The sequence below is a fragment of the Mesorhizobium sp. WSM4846 genome, from assembly GCF_055811415.1.
Window position 1 is genome coordinate 5794 of record NZ_JBVVPZ010000063.1, and the last position, 22494, is coordinate 28287.

Genomic DNA, 22494 nt, shown 5'->3' on the forward strand with positions numbered 1-22494 from the left:
TTGTCTTATTTAATAACTCCCCTTGCGACACTCCACCCTAATCCCCCCCCCCCGGGGGTTGTCTCTCCCGCCCCCCCGGCGGGCCTTGCCGCCCCCCCGGGGACGCTCTAGCACGTAAAAATCTCCGCATCATGCTTTCCGAAAATCCAATTCGATTTTCGGGCCTTTGCGGCAGGCGAACCCCTTCGCCAGCAAATCAGTTGCCAACCATAAGGTTCCAACATGAACCGGGCATGAAGATGGCGGATTTCTGGCGGGCTGGAGCAAGAACACTAGCTGGCGGCGAATCCCAATTCCTTGCGCGCCCGCTTCGTCAGCTTGAGCACGACGAGGCGGTGGCTTTCGCGCAGATAGTCTTTTAGCGCGTCATCGTCCATTCTTTGGCTTGTCTGGCGCTGGATCCATTTCATGCCGCGTGAGGCAAGATAGGGCGCGGGCCGAAGGCCCGCCTGTTCCTTCAAGATGTCATAAGCGATGTCGGAGCATTTGAAGGTGACGAACGGCTCCTTGCCATCGCTCCAACCGCCGATCGCAAAGACCTTGGCTCCGACCTTCCAGACATGAGCACCGCCCCACTGGACCACATGGGTCGCCGACGGCAGCGTGGCGCAGAAGCTGTTGTAGTCGTCCAACGTCATCTGTGCCCCGTTTAATTTTTTGATTATGCGGCGGGCCTCGAAAATCAGGCCGCCGCCTCGGTCGCTACGATCGTCGGCTTCGACCGGAAGTTCAACCGATCGGAACCAGCGGTGACCTTGACGGTCGAGCTGTCGAGAATGTCGCCGAGCAGGATTTTCTCCGCCAGCGGATCCTGAAGGTCCTTCTGCATCACCCGCTTCAACGGCCGCGCGCCATAGGCCGGATCGTAGCCCTTGGCCGCCAGCCAGTCGATCGCCTCCTGATCCAGCGAAAGCGTGATCTTGCGATCTGCGAGCAGGCTTTCCAGCCGCTTGAGCTGGATCTCGACGATGCGGCCCATATCCTGCCGGCGCAGCCGGTGGAACAGGATCACCTCGTCGACGCGGTTGAGGAATTCCGGCCGGAACGACGCCCTGACGACACCCATCACCTCGTCGCGCACGACATCGACGTCTTGGTTCTCGCCGAGGTTGACCAGATATTCGGCGCCGAGGTTCGACGTCATGATGATCAGCGTGTTGCGGAAATCGACCGTGCGGCCCTGCCCGTCGGTCAGGCGGCCATCATCGAGCACCTGCAGCAGCACGTTGAACACGTCCGGATGCGCTTTCTCGATCTCGTCGAACAGCACGACCTGGTAGGGCCGGCGCCGCACCGCTTCGGTCAACGCGCCGCCCTCCTCATAGCCGACATAGCCGGGAGGCGCGCCGATCAGCCGGGCGACCGAGTGCTTCTCCATGAACTCCGACATGTCGATGCGCACCATGGCGCTCTCGTCGTCGAACAGGAAGCTGGCAAGCGCCTTGGTCAGTTCGGTCTTGCCGACGCCCGTCGGTCCGAGGAACATGAACGAACCGATGGGCCGGTTCGGATCCTGCAGGCCGGCGCGGGCACGGCGAACCGCTTTCGACACGGCCTGCACCGCCTCGCCCTGGCCGACGACACGCTTGCCGATTTCATCTTCCATGCGCAGCAGCTTGTCACGCTCGCCTTGCAGCATCTTGTCGACCGGAATGCCGGTCCAGCGCGACACGATGTGGGCGACGTGATCGGGGGTGACCACCTCTTCGACCATGCCGACCTTGCCGTCTTGCGCCTCGGCCTGCGTCAGCTTCTTTTCGAGCTCCGGAATCTTGCCATAGGCAAGCTCGCCGGCGCGCTGGAATTCACCTTTTCGCTGGGCGATGGCGAGCTCGTTGCGCGCCTCGTCGAGCTGTTTCTTCAGGTCGGCGGCGAGCCCGAGCTTCTGCTTCTCGGCCTGCCACTTCGAGGTCAGTTCGGTCGATTCCTCTTCCAGGACGGAAAGATCCTTTTCGAGCCGGGCGAGCCGGTCCTTCGACGCGTCGTCCTTCTCGACCTTCAGCGCCTCACGCTCGATCTTGAGCTGCATGATGCGGCGGTCGATCTCGTCCAGCGCTTCGGGCTTCGAATCGACCTGCATCCGCAGCCGCGACGCGGCCTCGTCGACAAGGTCGATCGCCTTGTCCGGCAGGAAGCGGTCGGCGATGTAGCGGTTGGACAGCGACGCTGCCGCGACCAGCGCCGAATCCGAAATGCGCACCTTGTGGTGCTGCTCGTATTTCTCCTTCAGGCCGCGCAGGATGGAGACGGTGTCTTCCACCGTCGGCTCATTGACGAAGACCGGCTGGAAGCGGCGGGCAAGGGCGGCGTCCTTCTCGACATGCTTGCGGTATTCGTCGAGCGTCGTCGCCCCGACGCAGTGGAGTTCGCCGCGTGCCAACGCCGGTTTCAACAGGTTCGATGCATCCATGGCGCCATCCGCCTTGCCGGCGCCGACCAGCGTGTGCATCTCATCGATGAACAGGATGATGCCGCCAACCGCAGCGGTAACTTCCGAAAGAACCGCCTTCAGCCGCTCCTCGAATTCGCCGCGATATTTGGCGCCGGCGATCAGCGATCCCATATCGAGCGCCATCAACTGCTTGTCCTTGAGCGATTCCGGCACGTCGCCATTGACGATGCGCAACGCCAGCCCTTCGGCGATCGCCGTCTTGCCGACGCCGGGTTCACCGATCAGCACCGGATTGTTCTTGGTGCGGCGCGACAGCACCTGGATGGTGCGGCGGATCTCGTCGTCGCGGCCGATGACCGGGTCGAGCTTGCCGGCGCGACCGTCGGCGGTGAGATCGCGCGCGTACTTCTTAAGCGCATCATAGCCCTGCTCGGCGCTCGCCGAATCGGCGGTGCGACCCTTGCGGACGTCGTTGATCACCTGGTTCAGCGCCTGTGGCGTCACGCCGGCCTTGGTCAGGATGTCGGCGGTCTTGGCGGATTTCTCGACCGCCAGCGCCGTCAGCAGCCGCTCGACCGTGACGAAGCTGTCGCCGGCCTTCTTTGCCAGTTCCTCGGCGGTCGAGAACACTTTGGCCAGCGGTTGCGCCAGATAGAGCTGGCCGTTGCCGCCTTCCACCCTGGGCATTGCCTCAAGTGCCGTCTCGACGCCCAGCTTGACGTCGCGGACGCTGCCGCCGGCGCGCTCGATCAACGACGCTGCCAGGCCCTCGTCGTCGTCGACGAGCACTTTCAATATATGTTCGGGGGTGAATTGCTGGTGGTTGCGCGAGAGCGCCAAGGTCTGCGCCGACTGGATGAAGCCGCGCACGCGCTCGGAATATTTTTCAAGGTTCATATCTGTCTCCTTCCGTCACCGGCCCGCTTTGCGGCACCGGATCAGATTGCGGTGACGGACCCGCCCGTTCGAGCCGGGTCCTGTTCACGCGAGATATGGGGCGCAATCCACAGACCCTCAAGACGTCCCGATAACGGCGGACTCATAATATTTCCCGGGGGGCGCACATACAAAAACGGCGGAGATTTCTCTCCGCCGTCCAGGAATGTCTGGGCCTTGCTCGATCAGTTGTTTACGTCGACGATGGTGGGCTCGCCACCGGCGTCATCCGCCGGAGCAGCATTCACGTTATCGCCGCCAGCATTGTCGTTACCGCCATCCACCTGATCAGCCACCTGATCAGCATTGACGCGCGGACGGCGCGGACGCCTGGGGCGGCGGGCAGCGCCGCTTTCGGCGGCGGCTTCGTTCATCTCGGCCTGGGCAGCCAGAGCCGCTGGCGAAAAGCTTTCGAACTGCGGCGCGGGTTCGGCCACAGAAACAGGCTCGTTCGGAGACACAGCTTCCGCCTGCACGGGGGTTTCGTTCTGAACCGGTCTCTCGTTGCGCCGGTTCTGATCGCCGCGCTGTCCGCCCTGCTCGCCGCGCGCACCAAATTCGCCGCGCTGGCCGTTCTGGCCGTAGCCGCCATTGGGGCGACGGTCGCGATGGCGGTTGTCTCGCCCGCCGGCATCGCGCCCACCGGCATCGCGCCCACTGGCATCACGATTGTCACGGCCGTTTTCCTGGTTGAACGTCAATTCGGCCGGCGTGCCGTCGATGACCGGCTGCGGGCCTGCACCGTGGTTGACCACCGGAGCCGCAGTCTCGCCGACATTGCTGTTGCCGGCATTGTCGAACTCGTCGCGATCTTCGTCGCCGTCATCGTCGAAATCGTCGCGGTTCTGCTGAGCGCTCTGGATCGGCAGCTGCGCCTGCGCGGCAGCGATGATGCGATTGTAGTGCTCGGCGTGCTGGAGATAGTTTTCCGCCATCACCCGGTCGCCGGAGCTTTGCGCGTCACGGGCAAGGGTTGCGTATTTTTCGGCGATCTGCTGAGCCGATCCGCGGATCTTCACGTCCGGACCGTTGCTCTCGTAATTGCGCGTCAGGGGATTTGGACCCTTGCGGTTGTTGTTATTGTTGTTGCCGCCGCCATTGTTGTTGCGACCGCGCATGCGCCTGTTCTGCTGTTGTGGCCTCATTCGACTCTCTTCATTTTGAAATTTTCGAAAACTTTTCACGAACGGAGGCGCTCATGCAGCCAGCCGTTTCGTCTCTTCACCGGCGTTCGCCCGCATCGATTGCGTTGGCGCCACGTGTCATCCTGTTCCGGTTACATCACTTGCCGGACGATCCCCGCACGAAGCTTGGGCGTCGTTTGCACAAGAAGGCAGCTATTTCCAAGGAAACCGAATCGCTAAGAGCACTGCCTGCTTCGTCTCATCCGGTTAAGGCGACCCTAGCCGCATTCCCCGGCATTGCCAAGCGCTTTTTTTGCACTGCATCACGGCTTTGTCAGTTCAAAGATCAGAACCCTCTCGATTCCGCCAAAGTCGCGGAATACCCCCGCCGGCATATAGCCGGCTGCGGAGAATATGCCCGTGACCTCTTTGCGTTGGGTGTGGCCGATCTCGACCGCAATCCTGCCCTCGGCTTCCAAAAAACCTGCCGCCTCGGCGGCGATGATCCTGTAGGGACTCAGACCGTCCACGCCGCCATCGAGGGCTTGGCGTGGATCGAAATCGCGGACTTCGCCCTGCAGATTTTCGATGTCTATGGACGCTATATAGGGCGGGTTGGCGGCAATTACATGGTATCGGCCAAAAACTTTTTCGAACCAGTCGGATTTGAGCACCTGGAACCGGTCGGCCAACCCCAATTCCCCGGCATTGCGCATGGCGGTCGCCAGCGCGCCTTGCGAAATATCGACACCGGTGGCGACCGCCGCCGGAACGGCGCTGAGCAGCGCCAGCGCGATGGCGCCGGTGCCGGTGCCGAGATCAAGGATGCGGCACTCGCCTTGCCGTCCCGCTGTCGCCTTCACGAAGGGCAGCACCGCTTCGACCAGCGTTTCGGTGTCCGGTCGCGGCTCCAGCGTTTCCGGTGACAGCGACAGGCGCAAGCCATAGAACTCGCGATGGCCGAGGATGCGATGCACCGGCTCACCGGCAACCCGCCGCCTCAAGGCTGCATCGATCGCGGCAATCGCGCCGGCATCGACACTGCATTCGGGATCGGCGATGGCTTGTGTGCGGGTCGTGCCGGAAAAATGTTCGACGATCAGCCTCGCATCCAGCGCCGGATCGGCGACTGCGGCCGCAGCAAGGCGTGCCCGCGCCGCTTTCAGCAGCAGCCCTAGTGTGGTGGATTTGAGGTTCCTGCTATTTGTTGGCATCAGCGTCCAGGAACCTCAAATCCACCACCTAGATACCAGCAACCTGCTGGTGTGATTTTGAATTCGAAATGCGCAGGTCCAACGTGATACGAATTTCGAATTCAAAGCCACACCGGCCTACTGGGCAGACTGTCAGCCATCGAGGCCGATATCGGCGAGCAGCTTCGACTGGTGATCGGCGATCAGCGCGTCGATGATCTCGTCGAGTTCGCCCATCATCACCCGGTCGAGCTTGTAGAGCGTCAGATTGATGCGATGGTCGGTGACGCGGCCCTGCGGGAAATTATAGGTGCGGATGCGCTCCGAGCGATCGCCCGAACCGACCTGAGATTTGCGCGATTCGGAGCGTTCCTCGTCAGCCTTGCTGCGCTCGAGGTCGTAAAGCCTGGCGCGCAGGATCTGCATGGCTTTGGCCCGGTTCTGGTGCTGCGACTTCTCCGCCTGTACGACCATGATGCCGGTCGGCAGATGGGTGATGCGCACTGCCGAATCGGTGGTATTGACGTGCTGGCCGCCCGAACCCGAGGCGCGCATCGTATCGATGCGGATGTCTTCGGCCCTGATGTCGATGTCGACCTCTTCCGCTTCGGGCAGCACGGCAACCGTCGCCGCCGAGGTGTGGATGCGCCCGCCGGCCTCGGTCGCCGGCACGCGCTGCACACGATGCACGCCGGACTCGAATTTCAGATGGGCAAAGACCCCCTTGCCCGAAATCGTGGCGATGATTTCCTTGTAGCCGCCGACCTCGCCCTCGCTGGCCGACGCCGTCTCGAAACGCCAGCCGCGTGCCGCGGCATAGCGTTCGTACATGCGAAACAGGTCGCCGGCAAAGAGAGCCGCCTCGTCGCCGCCGGTGCCGGCGCGGATTTCGAGGATGGCATTCTTGTCGTCGGCGGCATCCTTGGGCAGAAGCAGGATCTGGATGTCCTTCTGCAGCGCTTCGATGCGTTCCTTGACCTCCGGCAGATCGGCCTCGGCCAGTGCCCGCATTTCGGCATCGGTGCTTTTGTCGGCGAGCATCGCCTGCAGGTCGGCCTGTTCATGCTCGGCGGTGCGCAGCGCCCTGATCTTAGCCACCATCTCCTGCATGTCGGCATATTCCGACGCCATCTTGACATAGGCGTCCGCCGCCGGCCCGGCCGACATTTGCGCTTCGAGCATGTCGAAACGCTTGACGACTTGATCCATGCGGTCGCGGGGCAGGTTGATCATGGCGAAAGTCTATAGCGGAATGGAGCGGTCGTCGGCAAAGGCCTGCAGCAGCGCCCGCATCGGCAACCCCTGGGCCGGCGCCATGAGATTGTCGTCGAAGAACGCTTCCAGCTCGGCCAGCGGCAGTTCCGTCAGCATCGCCTTGACCGGACCGATCGAGGCCGGCGACATCGAGATCGATCGGTAGCCAAGGCCGATCAGCGCCATCGCCGAGATCGGCTTGCCGGCCAGCTCGCCGCACAAGGTCACCGGGGTTTGATTGCGCACCCCGGCGTCGGCAATCTGCTTCAGCGCGCGCAGGAACGGCGTCGACAGCACATCGAAGCGGTCGGCGAGCTGCGTGTTGCCGCGATCGACCGCCATGACGAACTGGAACAGATCGTTCGAGCCGACCGAGACGAAATCGACGGCCTTCATCAGCTCATCGAGCTGGAACAGCAGCGAAGGCACTTCCAGCATGGCCCCGAGCTTCAGGCTGGTCGGCAGATGATGGGCAAAACGCGACAGATGCCGCACTTCGCGATCGATGATTTCGCGCGCCTGGGCGATCTCGCCGAGCTCCGTCACCATCGGCAGCATCAGCTTCAGTTCACGCCCGCCGCATGCCTTCAAAAGCGCTCGGATCTGGGTACGCAACAGGCCCGGCCGGTCGAGCGTCAGGCGGATGGCGCGCCAGCCGAGCGCCGGGTTCTCTTCCTGGATCGTGTCCTTGAAGTAGGGCAACACCTTGTCGCCGCCGATATCAATGGTGCGGAATGTCACCGGCTTGCCGCGCGCCGCGTCGAGCACGTCACGGTAGAGCCGTTCCTGGGCTTCCGCCCGCGGAAAGGTCGAGGCGACCATGAACTGCAGCTCGGTGCGGAACAGGCCGATACCGGCGGCGCCGGCCTCGGCAAGCTGCGGCAGATCGACGGCCAGGCCCGCATTCATCAAAAGGTCGACCTGGACGCCGTCCTTGGTCATCGACGGCTTCTTGCGCAGCTCGCGATAGACCTCCTGCCGCCGCGCCCGGAAGCGGACCTTTTCGGCATAGGCGGCTTCGAGGTCCGGCTGGGGGCGCAGGTGGATGGCGCCTTCTTCGCCGTCGACAATGATGGCGTCGCCGTTTTCCGCCATGGAAACGGCGCCCTTCATCTGGCCCGCAACCGGTATGCCCATGGCCCGCGCCACGATAACGACGTGGCTGGTCGCTGCGCCGTCCTCCAGCACCAGCCCGCGCAGCTTGTCTCTGGGATAATCGAGCAGTTCGGCGGCCCCCATCGAGCGGGCGACGATGATGGCGTCCTTCGGCAGCGAGACCGCGACATCGTCCGGCCCGCGCCCCATCAGCTGGCGCAGCAGCCGGTTGGCGAGATCGTCGAAATCGCTCATCCGCTCGCGCAGATAAGGATCGGTCATGTGCAGCATGCGGGCACGCATGTCGCTCTGCACTTTTTCCACCGCCGCTTCCGCCGTCAGGCCATTGCGTACCGCCTCTTCCAACCGGCGCACCCAGCCGCTGTCGTTGGCGAACATGCGATAGGCTTCGAGCACCTGGCGGTGCTCGCCCTCGAAGGCGACTTCGCGGCGTTCCAGCATGTCGTCGATGGAGAGCCGGAGCGAACCGAGCGACGCATCGAGCCGCTTGATCTCTTCATCGCTGTCCTCGTTGAACAGATTGGTGACGACGATGCGCGGCTCATGCAGCACGACATGGCCAAGTCCGACGCCCTCGTTGAAGGACAGGCCGGTAAAGCTCACCGGGCGGCGCAGATCGAGTTCGAGGCCGGGCCGGGTCAGCCGGGCAAGGTCGCCGGTGGCGATCATCTCGGCGATCACCATCGCCGTCGTTTCCAGCGCCTCGACTTCGTCGTCGCGATAGTGGCGCATGGTCTTGTTCTGGACGACCAGCACACCGAGCGTGCGCCCCGCCCTGAGCACCGGCACGCCGAGGAAGGAATTGTAGATCTCCTCCCCCGTCTCCGGCAGGTAGGCGAAGGCTGGATGTTCCTGCGCGTTGGAGAGATTGAGCGGCCGTGCCGAGGCCGCGATCGTGCCGACGAGGCCTTCCCCCAGCCTGAGCTGCGCCAAATGGACGGCCTTCGGATTCAGGCCCTCGGTGGCATAGAGTTCGAGCACCGAATCGGCGCGCAGCACGTAGAGCGAGCACACTTCAGCGACCATATTGGCGGCGATGTCGCGCACGATGCGGTCGAGCCGCTCCTGCGGCTCCAGCGGCTCCTGCATGAGCTCGCGGAGCCGTTTCAGCAAAACGCGCGGGCCACTGGCCGTATCACGCATCGCGGCTTATTCTCCAATAGACATTATGCCCGCCGCAGTTTCTCCCGCGGCCGGCGCTCACGCAACAACTCAAATAGAGCGGCGTCGGTCCAATTGGACCCACAAAGGACGCTCCAAGACTTCGAACTGCTGCATCGTGCTTTCCGAAGATCGACCTCCGATTTCCGGACCGAGCAGTCTGCTACTGCTTATCCAGACCGTAGATGGAATGCAAAGTGCGAACAGCAAGTTCTGTGTAGGGACCGTCGATCAGGATCGAAATCTTGATCTCGGATGTGGTGATCGCACGGATGTTGATCGATTTGTCGGCCAGCGCCTTGAAGGCGGTGGCGGCGACGCCGGCATGGCTCCTCATGCCGATGCCGATGACCGAGACTTTCGACATGCCGGCTTCCGACTGCACGACGTCATAGCCGATCGTGGTCTTCAGCCGCTCGAGCACGGCAAGCGCCTTGTCGACATCGCCGGACGGCACGGTGAAGGTCATGTCGGTGAACTTGCCGTCCTCGGAAATGTTCTGGACGATCATGTCGACATTGATGTTGGCTTCGGCCAGCGGCCCGAAAATGCCGGCGGCGACGCCGGGCCGGTCACCGACACGGCGCAACGAAATCTGCGCTTCGTCCTTGGCGTAGGCAATTCCGGTGACGACCTGCTGTTCCACGATCTCTTCCTCGTCGCAAATAAGCGTTCCGGGCGGATTGAGCAAATCCCCCATTCCGGGCGCGTCGGGATCGTCGAAGGACGACCGCACGAAAGTACGCACCCTATGCACCATGGCAAGCTCGACCGAGCGTACCTGCAGGACCTTGGCGCCGAGCGAGGCCATTTCAAGCATTTCCTCGAAGGAAATCTTGGCCAGCCGCCGCGCCTTCGGCTCGATGCGCGGGTCGGTGGTGTAGACCCCGTCGACGTCGGTGTAGATGTCGCAGCGGTCTGCCTTGACCGCCGCCGCGATGGCGACGGCACTGGTGTCGGAGCCGCCGCGGCCGAGCGTCGCGATGCGGTTGTCCGGGCCGATGCCCTGGAAGCCGGCGACCACCGCCACCTGGCCCTCGCCGAAGCGCTTGATCAGGAACGCGCCGTCGATGTCGAGAATGCGCGCCGCGCCATGCGCATTGTCGGTCTTGATCGGGATCTGCCAGCCTTGCCAGGAACGGGCATGGACGCCCATGTTCTGCAGCGCGATCGCCAGCAGGCCGGCAGTCACCTGCTCGCCGGAGGCAACGACGGCGTCATATTCGCGGGCATCGTGCATCGGCGAGGCTTCGCGCGTCCACTGCACGAGCTCGTTGGTCTTGCCGGCCATCGCCGAGACGACCACCGCGACCTCATGGCCGGCATCGACCTCGCGTTTGACATGGCGCGCCACATTGCGGATGCGGACGATGTCGGCGACGGAGGTCCCGCCGAATTTCATCACGATGCGCGCCATGGAAGCGAAATGCCTTTGACTGGGTGCCGAAACGGCGGCCGAAGAACGGAAACGGAGCGTCGGGCTGGGCCAGCCGCTGAATTTGCGGCCTCCTTAGCCAAATGCTTTGGGTTTCGCAAGGCGTGCCACCGCTTGCCCCCCCTGCTTGCCCCCTTAGGCGACGAAGGCGGCATACGAGCGCAACGCGCCTACCCGAACGCCTGTCGCAGAGGCGCAGCCGGCAACAGCCGAAATTTGCTGCCTTGACATTCGCCGGCTCTCGACCGACTTCCTAGCGCACCAGAGCGCGATCAGCAAAAGTGGTATCCGGTTTTGCGCCCGATCGCGCTCTGAATTTTTGAGTCTGCGGGAGACCACACGATGCCAGAACCCCGACGATCGACGATCGATGCCGGAGAAGTGGAGCGTTTTTCCGCTCTTGCCGCCGAATGGTGGAATCCGAACGGCAAATTCCGCCCGCTGCACAAGTTCAATCCGATCCGGCTTGCCTATATACGCGACCAGGTAGCGGCGCGCTTCGGCCGCGACCCGCGCGCGGCGCGGCCGTTCGAGGGCCTGCGCATCCTCGACATCGGCTGCGGCGGCGGGCTGTTGTGCGAACCGATGGCGCGGCTTGGCGCCGAAGTGGTCGGCGCCGACGCATCCGCCACCAACATCGAAGTGGCCAGGCTGCATGCGGCGGAGGTCGGCGTGACGGTGGATTACCGTGCCACGACAGCAGAGGACCTGGCTGACGCCGGTGAGAAATTCGACGTCATCCTCAACATGGAAGTGGTCGAGCATGTTGCCGACATCGACCTGTTCGTGGCCAAATGCGGCGAGATGCTTAAGCCCGGCGGCATCATGGTCGTCGCCACCATCAACCGCACGCTGAAGGCGCTCGGTCTGGCCATTATCGGCGCCGAATATGTGCTGCGCTGGTTGCCGCGCGGCACCCACCAGTTCGGCAAGCTGGTGCGGCCAGACGAGTTGGAAAAGGCGCTTGCCGGCGCTGGCCTGACCATCATCGACCGCACCGGCGTCACCTACAATCCGCTCGCCGACCGCTGGCAGCGTTCGAAGGACATGGACGTCAACTACATGGTGCTGGCGGAGAAGGCACCCGCCTGAACCTTCTCAGAGGCTGTTTGGAAAGTCGCTCCGGCGAGTCATATGGTGGTGGTTTCGAGAACCGGAGCGGAGCGGACATTTGGGTCCGTGAGCACCGGAAGCGCCATCAGATGGCCGCCGGAGTAGAGTTTCCAAACAGTCTCTCACGCCGCCACCTTCTCACCCGTCTGACTTTGCGTCTTCGGGGCGATCTGGCTTTGCGCCTTGGTGGTGATGAACACGCCGGCGACAATGATGGCAGCGCCGGCCCAGGTCAGCAATTGATAGTGCTCGCCGAGAAACATCGTCCCGGCAGACAATCCGACCGCCGCCGCGACATAGCCGATCTGGCTGAGATAGACCGGGCCGCCGACCGCCTGCAGCCGGAAGAAGAAAGCGAACATCGCCGCGGCTGATGCGACCTGCCCGACGACGACCAGCGGCGCGCCGGCGAGCAGGGCGAGCGAACCGCCGCCCTGCAGCGTGAAGATGCCGCAAACAAGCAGCGCGGCCGATGCCAGATGGCTGCCGACGGCAAGCTCGATCGGTCCGGTCCCTAGCGGCCAGTCGACCGTGCGGTAGATATTGCCGGCGGCAAGGCTGACCGGAATGAGCAGCCCCGCCGCCACCCAGAAAAATTCGGCCGGCTGGCCAGCCTCGCCGCGCGTCACCGCCACCATGACAGCACCAACGAAGCCGACGGCAATGCCGACGATACCAAGCAGATTGGGACGCTGGACGCCGAGCAGGATCGAAAACACCAGTGTGACCACCGGCGACAGCGTGAACATGATACCGGTGTAGCCGGCGCCGAGATGCGGAATGGTCGAGAACATCAACAGATTGGGAAAGGCGTAGGACACCGCTGCGGTGACGAAGAAATAGCGCAGCCTGTGCGGGGTGAGCCGGATGCGCTGCCCGCGCAGCAGCAGGACGCACAAAAGCACGCCGCCGGCGCCGAGCGAGATGACGAGGGCCCAGACCATGGCCGAAACACCGGCCGCCGTAGCGATCTTGCCGAACGGCAGCGTCAGGCCGAGCAGGCCGCCGGTGACGAGCAAAAGACCGAGCGCTGAATCCCAGAGAAATTTCATAACGAACCTTATTGTCCTTGCGGCTCTTTTGTCTTGAGGTAAGATAATGCAAAGATTCTTAATGTCAAGATATTTAACGGTGAGAGAGATGGATCGCGCCGCGAAGGCGATCGAGCAGTGGAAACGAGAGCGGCCGGATCTGGATGTTTCTCCGATGGCCGTGCTTGGACGGTTGAGCGAAGCCTCGTCGCTGATTGCACGAGAGCACCTCGCTCCGCTGTTTGCGCGTTTCGGGCTGCAATCCGGGGAATTCGATGTGCTGGCGACGCTGCGCCGTTCCGGATCACCTTACGCGCTGACGCCCACTGCCCTCTATGAGGCGACGATGGTGACGTCGGGCGCCATGACCAACCGGCTCGACCGGCTTGAGAAAACCGGATTGATCAAACGCGGGCCGCATCCCAACGACCGGCGCGGGGTTGTCGTGCAACTGACCGATAAAGGTCTGGCATTGGTCGATGAGGCTGTCGCCGCTCACGTCGCCAACGAACACGAGATACTTTCCGGCCTGACGCGCGCCGAACAGGACACACTCGCTGGCCTGCTTGAGAAGTTGATAGGGAGCGTCAGCCGGGGGTGAAGATCAGGCGGTTGGTGCCGATCCGTGCGACGTTTCCGCAGGAGGTCGCGATCCTCGACCTCCTGTTGTCGCAGGGCATCGATATCAACGCACAGGACAAGGCGGGGCAGACGGTTCTTCACATCGCAGCGCCCGATGCCATTGACGCCGCCTCGATCGAACTTCTTCTAAAACGCGGTGCCGAGAAGTCGCATGCGGGCAACGCCAGCTATGCGACAGCCTTTGCCACCATGTCCGGATGTTGGCCGATCACCCGCACATAGGCGATGGCGAAATCCGGCGCGGTCGCCCGCGCCTGCTCCCAGTCGCGCAGCGTGCCGACCGGGACCCGGAAGCGGCTGGCGAACTCGGCTTGCGACAGGCCAAGCCCAGTCCTCGTCCTGCGGATCAGGCGGGCGCGCTGGCCCCGGTCCAGTGCTTCGGCCATCACGTCGAAATCTTCGGCGTCGGTCGGGTCAGCAGGCAGCGTGATGTGCTCTTTCTTCACCCTTGTTGCTCCTTCTCACCGAGATGAAGCGAGGCAAGTCGCCCCGCCAGACGAAACGCCGGTGAACAGCTTCTCCCCGACGAAACCGACCACCTTAAACCGCTCCTCGCCGTCGATCTCGCGGATCGAGGGGATAATCCGCAAAAATCCGATCGCCAAAGGCCAGCGGCAGCTTGTGCTTTTCGCGGTTGACCGCATCCTTGGCGGGGTCGAACCTGTCTTCCGCCATGAGGCTCAACTATACGGGATTCCCGTATTGGATGCAACCCTTATCCGCTCGTGGGCTGACATCGGTTTTAGGAATTCTGCGACAGAACGGCAGCTATGCGGATTTTGCGACTGTCGCGAAAACCCCGATTAAAGCGACAGTTTCGCGCCCGATTTTTTGCAACATTCGCATAATCCGGTTTGCGACATGGTCCAAGGACCGCAACGGGTCGAAGCGGAATCCCGTCCCGGTACCAACCGTCACACCAGTCTATCAGTTACGATCCTCCGGGAATGCCGGCACCGGCATGAATTCGACGCCGTCCTCGGCCAGGCTCTTGGCCTCCTCCAGCGTCGCCTCGCCATAGATGCCGCGCGGATCACTCTCGCCGAAATGGATCTTGCGCGCCTCCTCGGCAAACTTGTCGCCGACATAGTCGGCGTTCTCGCGCACCTTCTCGGCCATCGCCTTCAATTGCGCCAACGCCTGCTTCTGGGCCTCGCCCATGGCGAGCGCGATCTTTTCTCGGCTGCGCCCGGTGGAGACGGCCGGCGCCATCAACGCCTTCTCGACCTTGTGCGAGCCGCAGGTCGGGCAATCGACGAAGCCACGCTTCTTCTGGGTGTCGAAATCGTCGTTGCTGCGAAACCAGCCTTCGAATTCATGCTCGTGGTCACAGATCAGTGAAAAGCGAATCAAGACGCCGCACCCCTGAGACTTTGCGCCTCGACCGGAGTGGCGTTCACGGCGAAGTCGCGTGAATTTTTCAGATTCGGGATCTTCTTGCGGGCGGCGGCCGACTGCGCCGGGTCGATCTCGGCGATGATCACCGCCAGTTCGTCATGTGACGCCTCGGCGACGATGCGGCCCCACGGATCGACGATCAGCGAATGGCCATAGGTCTCGCGGCCGTCCTCGTGCAAGCCGCCTTGCGCCGCGGCAACGACATAGGCGCCGTTCTCGATGGCGCGCGCCCGCAGCAGCACGTGCCAGTGCGCCTCGCCGGTCTGACGGGTGAAGGCGGCGGGCACCGACAGCAGGTCGGCGCCGGCCAGCGCCTCAGCGCGGAACAGCTGCGGAAAGCGCAAATCGTAGCAGACGGAGAAACCCAGCTTCGCCCCATCGATCCCGGCGCCGCTGATCTCGGTGACGACGGCCTCGGTGCCGGGCTCGTAGGCGGCGGATTCGCGCCAGCTCTCGGCATTGTCGAGATCGACGTCGAACATGTGGATCTTGTCGTAGGTGGCAATGGTGGCGCCATCCGGCCCGAACAGAAGCGCGCGGTTGGCGAGCTTGCCGTCAGCGCGCAGGATGGCGGTCGAGCCGATATGCAGGAAGACGCCAAGATCTTTCGCCAGCTTTCGCGCGGTCGAAACGGTGATGTCCTTGTCCTCGGACGTGAAGGCGGCGGCCCGCGCCTGGCTGTCGCGGACCAGCGCACCGGTCATTTCCGGCGACTGGATATAGGTCGCACCCTGGCCCGCGGCCTCGCGCACCAGCCGCTCCAGATCGACCGCGTTGCGCTCAGGGCTGGTGCCCGAACGCATCTGGATCGCCGCCGCCTTGAAAGCACCCATCGTCTTGTCCTCAATTCGTCGAGCCATTGGCGAGCAGACGGTCCAGCCGACCCTCTGCCTCCAGTTCATGGAGATCGTCACAGCCGCCGACATGTGTGTCGCCGATGAATATCTGCGGAAAGGTCGAACGGCCATTCGCGCGGGAAATCATTTCCCGGCGCAGTTCCGGCGAGAAGGAGGCGTCATGCTCGGTGTAGGCGACACCCTTGCGCTCGAGCAGCCGCTTGGCCGCCGTGCAATAGCCGCACATCATCCGTGTGTAGATCGTCACGTCGACCATCGGTCAGCAATCCTGCCTTTTCCCAATCTATATAGTCGCGGACTCGTCGGCCCGAAAGTCCCCCGGCAGGACGCGCGCAAAGGTCAGCACGTCGACCGTCCCGGCACCGCCCTTCTTCAGCGCCTTGGCGACGGCGCGGACAGTGGCGCCGGTGGTATAGACATCGTCGATCAGGAGCACCCGGCGGCCGGCGATCTCGATCTCGGCCTCCTCCGGCACTCTGAAGGCGGCACGCACATTCTCCTCGCGTTCCCGCCGCTCCAGCCCGACCTGCTGGCGGGTGAGTTTGACGCGCCTGACCGCGGAGGGCGCAAAAGGCAGCCCGCCAAGCTGCGATACCGCCCTTGCCAGTTCCGCCGACTGGTTGAACTGACGCCTGAAAAAGCGCCGCCAGTGCAGCGGCACCGGCACGACCACATCGGCTTCCGCGATCAGTTCGGCACCGGCGCGCAGCATCCAGCGCGCCATCCACGGCGCCAGATCGGTGCGATCCTGGTATTTCAGCCCTTGCACCATCTGGCGGGCGACACCTGAGTAAGCGACCGCGGCCCGTGCCCGCTCGAAGGGCGGCGGGTCGGCGATCGCCTCGGCCGACAGGAACCCCTCGCCCATGTGATGGGTGAACGGCGTGCCCATCACCGGGCACCATGGCCGCTCCAGAAGCCTGAGTTTCGGCCAGCAGGCGCCGCACAGCACGCCGGGCTGCGAGACATGCCGTCGGCAACCGGCGCAAACCGGCGGAAACAGGATGCGCGCCGGCCAGTCCAACGCCTTTCGAGCGACACTCTTGATATCCGGCATTGGATCGGCCACGTGGTTCTTTCTCCGCCACCCTATATCAGAGTGCGGAAACTAGGAACTGTCAGTTGCAACCTATAGTCGATACTTCTCTCTGGCTGGCGCACAAGCGCCGGGCCCTCGCCAGCCCGGCTGCCGGCGCGGATTTCCTGATGCGGCGGGCGGCCGAGGAACTCGCCGACCGGCTGGGCGCAGTGGAACGCAAATTCGACAGGGCGGCCGTCCTGTTTTGCCAGACGCCGGCGGCAGTTGGAGACCGTGCCATTCGAGCCGGAAAGCCTCGACCTCGCGGTGTCGCTTTTGTCGCTTCATGCAATGAACGACATTCCCGGCATGCTGGTGCAGATCCGCCGCGCACTGAAGCCGGACGGTCTTTTCCTAGGCGCTTTTGCCGGCGCCGGCACGCTTTCCGAGCTGCGCGAATGCCTGCTCGCCGCCGAGACCGAGTTTTACGGCGGCGCCAGCCCGCGCGTCATCCCGTTCACCGACGTGCGCGACGCCGGCGCGCTTTTGCAACGCGCCGGTCTGGCCTTGCCCGTCGCCGACGTCGAGACGGTGACGGTGCGCTACGATTCCCTGTTCGGCCTGATGGCGGACCTGCGGGCGATGGGCGAGACCAGCGCGCTCATCGACCGCAGCAGGCGACCGGCCACACGAAAACTGTTTGCCCGCGCCGCCGAAATCTATGCCGAACGATTTTCGGATGCCGATGGCCGCGTCAGGGCGAGTTTTCCGATCGTCTGGATGTCAGGCTGGGCGCCCGACGCCTCGCAGCAAAAACCGCTGAAGCCGGGCTCGGCAAAACTGTCGCTGAAGACAATCCTGGAAAATCCCGGCCGGCGCTGACCGGTTATTATGGACGCGGCTGGCCGGTTACTGCGCGAAAGCCTTCACAAGCTTGCTGGCATTGTCGCTGAACAGCCACGTGATTGCGTCGGCGACCTTGCCGACGCCGCCTACGATGGTAAGCGACAGCACGGCCACGATCAGCCCATATTCGACAGCCGTCGCGCCTGTCTTGTCTTCCCAAAATCGTTGCAGCAATGTTTTCATGGCCGTCGATCCCGCTTGCCGGAACCCTAGCGCGGACCTGTTAAGAAAGGTTAATGACACAGGCTTAACAGGCGATGAAAGCACCGCTTTGGCCGGTGTCAGCAGTCGCCGCTGCGCTGGCCATTGTCGCGTATCACGCAGATCGAAGTGGGCAGCGGCTGCAGCACGCTCCTGCGCAGCGTGTAGGTATCACGACGGCCGGTCGAGCCCGTGTTCCCAATCGAAGCCGTGCTTTCAACCGACCCTGTGCTCATCCTGTCGAGGCCGCCGGCAAAATCGTCGCGGGCTGATCGCGTCCGGTTGTCGAGCAAGGGCGTGGCGATCAGGGCCAGCGCCACCGCGGCCGAGCCGAACAAAAGCGTGATCCGCAATATTCCCATGCCGGCAGCCCTAAAGCTGCGGTCGGGTCGGATCGAATCCCAGTCCCTGTCGAGGCTCATGCAACCGCCCTCCGGCGAAGGCCTGGACATGACCTTCCTTCGATTTCTGCCGTCATTTTTTCACGGCCAGATAAATCTTCCATTAACGTTGTCTATGTCTCGGAGGGCAAAATCACAGAAGATCGATGAGGAACTGGATCAGTGGCGCGTCGGCCGGCGGCATCGGAAAATCGCGCATCTGACGCGGCCGCACCCATTTCAGCACCTGCCCCTCCTTCGGCTGCGCGATGCCGCGGAAGCGACGGCAGACGAACAGCGGCATCAGCAGGTGAAAATCATCGTAGGAATGGCTGGCGAAGGTGAACGGCGCCAGGCAGGGAATATCGGTTTCGATGCCGATCTCCTCGTACAATTCGCGGATGAGGCATTCTTCCGGCGTCTCGCCGGGCTCGACCTTGCCGCCCGGAAACTCCCACAGGCCGGCCAGTTGCTTGCCTACGGGGCGCTGCGCCAGAAGCACGCGGCCGTCGGTATCGACCAGCGCGCAGGCTGCGACCAGGAGCAGGCGTTTGCCGACAGGGTGCGGGCCGGTCATGCGCCGGGCGGCCGGCGATAATGGTAACGATAGACTTCGTCGAACCCGAGCGAACGATAGAGCGCCAGCGCCGGCGCGTTGTCGGCCTCGACCTGCAGCCAGGCTTCCCGGGCGCCGCGCAGCCGTGCCCATTTCAGCGCCGACAGGATGAGGTGGCGGCCATGGCCCTGGTTGCGCACCGATCTGTCGGTGGCGATCTCGAACAGCCCGGCAAGATCGCCGTCATGGACGCAGATCAGCGTCGCCAGCGGTTCGGTGCCGTCTTCGAGCGCGAACAGCCCAGCTTCCGGCTGGATGGCGCCGATGATCTCCGACAGGCCCGGCCGCAGCGACACATCCGAGCCGCTTACCTTGAGCGCCGCGCCGATGAAGCGGCTGATGTCCTTCAGCGGGATCTGGTCCATGGCGGCATCGAGTTGGGCGTCCGCCAGCGGCAGCCGCATCACCAGCGATTCGTCGAATGTACTCCAGCCCTCGCTGTCGAGATGCTTGGCAAGGATCGGCCCCGACAGCGGCGATATGCGGAAGGTCAGCGGCCGGCCATAGGCGTCGAAACGGCGGCTGGCGCGGCCGATGCGATCGGCAATGTGCTGGATGTCGCCCGGATCGAGCGGGTTGACCGAATTCAGCCGCTTGGCCGGATGGCCCGCCGTCAGCCGCACCACCCAGGTGCCGTCATAATGCACGGCCGCCGCCGGCCAAGCGCGAAAGCCGGCCGCCTCGTAGCGGCGCACGATGGCAAGCACGCTTGCCGGATGTCTGGAAACCAACGCCATCAACTCCGATAATCGCCGTTGATGGCGACATACTCCTTGGTGAGGTCGCAAGTCCACACCGTCGCCTTGCCGCGGCCGATGCCGATATCGGCACGGATGCGGATCTCGTCGCGCTTCATGTAGGCCGACGTCGCCTCCTCGGAGTAGGCGACGTCGCGCTCGCCCTGATGCGCCAGCCTGATGTCGCCGAACCAGATCGACAGCAGGTCGCGGTCGGCCGGTTCGCCGGCCTTGCCGACGGCCATGACGACGCGGCCCCAGTTGGCGTCCTCGCCGGCGACCGCCGTCTTGACCAGCGGCGAATTGGCGATCGACAGCGCGATGCGCTTGGCCGAGCGGGCCGATTTCGCGCCGGTGACGGTGACCTCGACCTGTTTTCGCGCGCCCTCGCCGTCTCGCACCACTTGCAGCGCCAGCGCTTTCAACACCTTGCCGAGCGCGCGGCGGAAGGCGCCGAGGCGCGCATCGCCGGCATTCGTGATATCAGGCGCGCCGCGCCGGGCGGCCGTGCCGGTGGCGAACATCAGCAGCGTGTCGCTGGTCGAGGTGTCGCTGTCGACGGTGACCGCATTGAAGGTCTTGGCGGTGCCGCGCGACAAAAGATCCTGCAGCACGGGGGCTGCGATCGGCGCGTCGGTAGCGATGAAGGAGAGCATCGTCGCCATGTCGGGCGCGATCATGCCGGCGCCCTTGGCAATGCCGTTGATGGTGACGTCGGCGTCGCCGAGTTTTGCCGTCGCGGTCGCCAGTTTCGGATAGGTGTCGGTGGTCATGATCGCCTTGGCGGCTTCGGTCCACAGGTCCGGCCTGCCGTCCCTCACCAGTCCGGCGAGCAGATGGCTGAACTTGGCGGCATCCAGCGGCTCGCCGATGACGCCGGTCGAGGCCAGAAACACCTCGTCCAGCGTGCAACCCGCAGCCTTGGCCGCAGCCTCGCCGGTCATTGCCGTGGAGGCTCGGCCCTTGTTGCCGGTGAAGGCATTGGCGTTGCCGGAATTGACGACCAGAACGCGCGCCTTGCCATGCCCGAGATTCTGCCGGCAGAAATCGACTGGCGCCGACGGACATTTCGACTTGGTGAACACGCCGGCGACCGTGGTGCCGGCATCGAAGGCCATGGTCAGCAGGTCGGTGCGGTTCTTGTACTTTATCCCGGCCTCGGCGGTGGCGATGCGGACGCCTTCGATGTCAGGCATGTTGGGATATTTCTTCGGCGCGAGCGGCGAAATCGTGGCTGACATGAAGACCTCGGGCGGGAAAAACGCAACGGGAACGCCGGTTTGCCCGATAGCGGGCGCCGGCGCAAGGGCGTTTGATGGTTGGGCACATGCCCTTTCTCATCGAAACGAAACGCTCAGTTGCGCGAAACGGACCGTTTCGTTTCGTCGAGAGAGCGTGTACGATCTGCCGACGAAAAAGCATCGAAGGAAAACAGGATGGGGCTGGATGGGGGGCGCAGGTCGATCGGCGCGCGGCGCAACCCCGACAGCGCCGACGCCATTCTCGACGCCGCCGAGGCAGTTCTGGTCGAGGCCGGTTATTCCGGCTTCTCGATCGAGGCGGTGGCGCGGCGGGCGCGTGCGGGAAAGCCGACAATCTATCGCTGGTGGCCGAGCAAGGCCGCCTTGCTGTTCGACGTCTATCAGCGGCTAAAGCGTGTCGTTTATCCCGATACTGGCAACCTCGAGGACGATCTCGTCGGCTTCCTCAAAAGCCTGTTCTCGCACTGGCGCGAAACATCGTCAGGCAGCATCTTCAGATCGTTGATCGCCGAGGCGCAGTCGGACGCGACCGTGGCCGCCGTGCTTGCCGAATACACCAAAGGACGCCATGCCCATTCCGGCCAGATGATCGAACGCGCCAAGGCAAGAGGCGAGGTCGCGGCCGACGTCGATTCCACGCTCGTCGCCGACCTGGTCGCCTCGTTTGCCTGGACGCATCTTTTGACCAATCGCCTCGACGAAGACGAAACGACGCTGCGCAAGGCGGTTGGCTATCTGTTGAAGGGCATAGCTCCACCGGGGAACTCGCCGCCGGCGATCCGGCAGCGTTCAAGGCGTCGACGCATCGTAGGATAGGGCGATCTCGGCGCCGCGCTTCCCTTCTCCCCTTGTTGTGGGAGAAGGGAAGAACCGACTGCCCTAGCCTCGCCCTCGCCTACTTGGTGTTTTCCAGCGCGTCGACCGTCTTCTTCAGCTTCTCGTCCGGGATCTCGACCTTGGCCTGGGCGCGCAGCGACTTGACCAGCGCGATGTATTTGTCGCGGATGACTGCCTGACGGGCCTGATCCTTGACCTGGTCGAAGGCCGGCGGCTGCTTGGCGCGCTTGTCCTCGACCTGAATGACGTGCCAGCCGAACTGCGACTGCACCGGCTGCTCGGTGTACTTGCCGACCGCCAGCGCGAACACCGCCTTATCGAATTCCGGCACCATCTGACCGGGTCCGAACCAGCCGAGATCGCCGCCGCTGGTCTTGCCGCTCGGATCGCTGGTGTGCTCGTTGGCGAGTTTCTGGAAATCGGCGCCGCCATCGAGCTGCTTGATGATCGCATCGGCCGCTTCCTTCGTCTTCACGAGGATGTGACGGGCATGGACCTCGTTGGCCGGCGGCGTGTTGGCGATTTCCTGGTCGTAGCGGGCGCGAACCTCGGCATCGGTGATCTTGCCGACGACATCCTTCTCGACCATTTCGCCATGCAGGGCGCGCTGCTGCAGGAACGCCATGCGGCGCTGGAAGTCGGGATCCTTGTCGAGGCCGGTGGTGACCGCCTGGGCGGCCATGACCTTGATTTCGATCGCTGCCGAAAGGGCTGCGGCGCGGCGCTGTTCGGGCGGCATCTGCGCGAACTGCTGCGACAGCTCGCCTTCGGCAAGCGCAAGATCTGCCTCGGTCAGCGACTGGCCGTTGATCGTGGCGACCACGGCGTTCGGATCGACCGGCGCGGCCGGCTGGGCGGGTGCGCCCGGCTGGGCGGGGGCTGGTT

Annotated in this window: 24 protein-coding genes and 1 pseudogene; 6 read left to right on the forward strand and 19 right to left on the reverse strand. The window is 63.8% G+C overall.

The genetic code is table 11. The annotated features are described in order from the left end of the window. Positions 1–272: 272 nt before the first annotated feature. The 7 genes from AC0L15_RS31055 to AC0L15_RS31085 all read right to left on the reverse strand — a co-directional run bounded on the left by AC0L15_RS31055 (position 273) and on the right by AC0L15_RS31085 (position 10593). Entirely contained in the window at positions 273–638 is a 366-nt protein-coding gene (locus tag AC0L15_RS31055; RefSeq protein ID WP_473498132.1) for an MmcQ/YjbR family DNA-binding protein, read from the reverse strand. 44 nt (positions 639–682) lie between these two features. Continuing rightward, entirely contained in the window at positions 683–3289 is a 2607-nt protein-coding gene (gene clpB / locus AC0L15_RS31060) for an ATP-dependent chaperone ClpB (protein WP_287245803.1), read from the reverse strand. A gap of 224 nt (positions 3290–3513) precedes the next feature. After that, positions 3514–4473, reverse strand: coding sequence for a DUF4167 domain-containing protein (locus AC0L15_RS31065; RefSeq protein ID WP_287245802.1), 960 nt, complete (start codon positions 4471–4473; stop codon positions 3514–3516). Between the two features lie 302 nt (positions 4474–4775). After that, positions 4776–5666 carry a peptide chain release factor N(5)-glutamine methyltransferase gene (prmC, locus tag AC0L15_RS31070; protein WP_287245800.1) on the reverse strand — a complete coding sequence of 297 codons (891 nt, stop codon included), beginning with the start codon at positions 5664–5666 and terminating at the stop codon, positions 4776–4778. 132 nt (positions 5667–5798) lie between these two features. Then, positions 5799–6878: a peptide chain release factor 1 gene (gene prfA / locus AC0L15_RS31075; protein ID WP_027153339.1), complete on the reverse strand. Its 1080-nt coding sequence runs from the start codon at positions 6876–6878 to the stop codon at positions 5799–5801. 9 nt (positions 6879–6887) lie between these two features. After that, positions 6888–9158: a phosphoenolpyruvate--protein phosphotransferase gene (gene ptsP, locus AC0L15_RS31080; RefSeq protein WP_023797302.1), complete on the reverse strand. Its 2271-nt coding sequence runs from the start codon at positions 9156–9158 to the stop codon at positions 6888–6890. Positions 9159–9339: 181 nt separating this feature from the next. After that, the gene (locus AC0L15_RS31085; RefSeq protein ID WP_023797301.1) at positions 9340–10593 is read right to left on the reverse strand and encodes an aspartate kinase; all 1254 of its coding nucleotides are present in this window, start codon (positions 10591–10593) and stop codon (positions 9340–9342) included. A 360-nt stretch (positions 10594–10953) separates the two neighbouring features. Here AC0L15_RS31085 and ubiG point away from each other — a divergent pair, with 360 nt between their 5' ends. Continuing rightward, positions 10954–11703, forward strand: a complete 750-nt coding sequence (ubiG, locus tag AC0L15_RS31090) for a bifunctional 2-polyprenyl-6-hydroxyphenol methylase/3-demethylubiquinol 3-O-methyltransferase UbiG (protein ID WP_091600073.1) — start codon at positions 10954–10956, stop codon at positions 11701–11703. Between the two features lie 143 nt (positions 11704–11846). On the opposite strand, the gene AC0L15_RS31095 is transcribed toward ubiG, so the two are convergent. After that, positions 11847–12776 carry a DMT family transporter gene (locus tag AC0L15_RS31095; protein WP_287245798.1) on the reverse strand — a complete coding sequence of 310 codons (930 nt, stop codon included), beginning with the start codon at positions 12774–12776 and terminating at the stop codon, positions 11847–11849. An 88-nt stretch (positions 12777–12864) separates the two neighbouring features. Between AC0L15_RS31095 and AC0L15_RS31100 the strand changes: the two genes are divergently transcribed. Both AC0L15_RS31100 and AC0L15_RS31105 read left to right on the forward strand, forming a co-directional pair. After that, positions 12865–13356, forward strand: coding sequence for a MarR family winged helix-turn-helix transcriptional regulator (locus AC0L15_RS31100; RefSeq protein WP_287245796.1), 492 nt, complete (start codon positions 12865–12867; stop codon positions 13354–13356). Positions 13357–13370: 14 nt separating this feature from the next. Next, positions 13371–13619 (forward strand): ankyrin repeat domain-containing protein, encoded by a 249-nt coding sequence (locus AC0L15_RS31105; protein WP_353843518.1) that lies wholly within the window; start codon positions 13371–13373, stop codon positions 13617–13619. Here the strand turns inward: AC0L15_RS31105 and AC0L15_RS31110 are convergent. Further along, complete coding sequence (locus tag AC0L15_RS31110; protein WP_023797297.1) at positions 13565–13843, reverse strand: helix-turn-helix domain-containing protein; 279 nt, start codon at positions 13841–13843, stop codon at positions 13565–13567. The two genes, AC0L15_RS31105 and AC0L15_RS31110, sit on opposite strands and share 55 nt — an antisense overlap. Positions 13844–13904: 61 nt before the next feature. Here AC0L15_RS31110 and AC0L15_RS31115 point away from each other — a divergent pair, with 61 nt between their 5' ends. Beyond that, a complete protein-coding gene (locus tag AC0L15_RS31115) occupies positions 13905–14204 on the forward strand; it encodes a hypothetical protein (protein WP_287245793.1) in 300 nt (99 codons plus the stop codon). Positions 14205–14324: 120 nt separating this feature from the next. Here AC0L15_RS31115 and AC0L15_RS31120 read toward each other — a convergent pair whose 3' ends face one another. From AC0L15_RS31120 to AC0L15_RS31135, 4 genes are read right to left on the reverse strand one after another with little or no spacing between them, the layout of a single operon-like run. Next, positions 14325–14750: a DUF1178 family protein gene (locus tag AC0L15_RS31120; RefSeq protein ID WP_128248362.1), complete on the reverse strand. Its 426-nt coding sequence runs from the start codon at positions 14748–14750 to the stop codon at positions 14325–14327. After that, positions 14747–15628, reverse strand: coding sequence for a carbon-nitrogen hydrolase family protein (locus AC0L15_RS31125; RefSeq protein ID WP_473498136.1), 882 nt, complete (start codon positions 15626–15628; stop codon positions 14747–14749). The genes AC0L15_RS31120 and AC0L15_RS31125 overlap by 4 nt, the downstream gene beginning before the upstream one ends. Before the next feature lie 10 nt (positions 15629–15638). Continuing rightward, positions 15639–15908 carry a glutaredoxin 3 gene (grxC, locus tag AC0L15_RS31130; protein WP_254028141.1) on the reverse strand — a complete coding sequence of 90 codons (270 nt, stop codon included), beginning with the start codon at positions 15906–15908 and terminating at the stop codon, positions 15639–15641. A gap of 27 nt (positions 15909–15935) precedes the next feature. Beyond that, positions 15936–16721: a ComF family protein gene (locus AC0L15_RS31135; RefSeq protein WP_023797292.1), complete on the reverse strand. Its 786-nt coding sequence runs from the start codon at positions 16719–16721 to the stop codon at positions 15936–15938. 53 nt (positions 16722–16774) lie between these two features. Here AC0L15_RS31135 and AC0L15_RS31140 point away from each other — a divergent pair. Beyond that, positions 16775–17552: pseudogene (locus tag AC0L15_RS31140) on the forward strand (methyltransferase domain-containing protein). Positions 17553–17579: 27 nt separating this feature from the next. On the opposite strand, the gene AC0L15_RS31145 reads toward AC0L15_RS31140, so the two are convergent. The 5 genes from AC0L15_RS31145 to argJ form a co-directional block, all read right to left on the reverse strand. Then, the gene (locus AC0L15_RS31145) at positions 17580–17759 is read right to left on the reverse strand and encodes a Flp family type IVb pilin (protein WP_023797290.1); all 180 of its coding nucleotides are present in this window, start codon (positions 17757–17759) and stop codon (positions 17580–17582) included. Positions 17760–17857: 98 nt separating this feature from the next. Further along, positions 17858–18199, reverse strand: a complete 342-nt coding sequence (locus tag AC0L15_RS31150; RefSeq protein ID WP_287215499.1) for a hypothetical protein — start codon at positions 18197–18199, stop codon at positions 17858–17860. A gap of 112 nt (positions 18200–18311) precedes the next feature. After that, complete coding sequence (locus AC0L15_RS31155; protein WP_287076434.1) at positions 18312–18734, reverse strand: (deoxy)nucleoside triphosphate pyrophosphohydrolase; 423 nt, start codon at positions 18732–18734, stop codon at positions 18312–18314. Then, positions 18731–19510, reverse strand: a complete 780-nt coding sequence (locus AC0L15_RS31160; protein ID WP_208602559.1) for a GNAT family N-acetyltransferase — start codon at positions 19508–19510, stop codon at positions 18731–18733. The genes AC0L15_RS31155 and AC0L15_RS31160 overlap by 4 nt, the downstream gene beginning before the upstream one ends. Further along, the gene (gene argJ / locus AC0L15_RS31165) at positions 19510–20751 is read right to left on the reverse strand and encodes a bifunctional glutamate N-acetyltransferase/amino-acid acetyltransferase ArgJ (RefSeq protein WP_473498139.1); all 1242 of its coding nucleotides are present in this window, start codon (positions 20749–20751) and stop codon (positions 19510–19512) included. Before argJ ends, AC0L15_RS31160 begins: the two co-directional genes overlap by 1 nt. 195 nt (positions 20752–20946) lie before the next feature. Here argJ and AC0L15_RS31170 point away from each other — a divergent pair, with 195 nt between their 5' ends. After that, entirely contained in the window at positions 20947–21588 is a 642-nt protein-coding gene (locus tag AC0L15_RS31170) for a TetR/AcrR family transcriptional regulator (RefSeq protein ID WP_287245787.1), read from the forward strand. A 79-nt stretch (positions 21589–21667) separates the two neighbouring features. Here the strand turns inward: AC0L15_RS31170 and AC0L15_RS31175 are convergent. After that, positions 21668–22494, reverse strand: an 827-nt coding sequence (locus AC0L15_RS31175; RefSeq protein ID WP_473498141.1) for a peptidylprolyl isomerase, incomplete at its 5' end; no start/stop codon positions are given.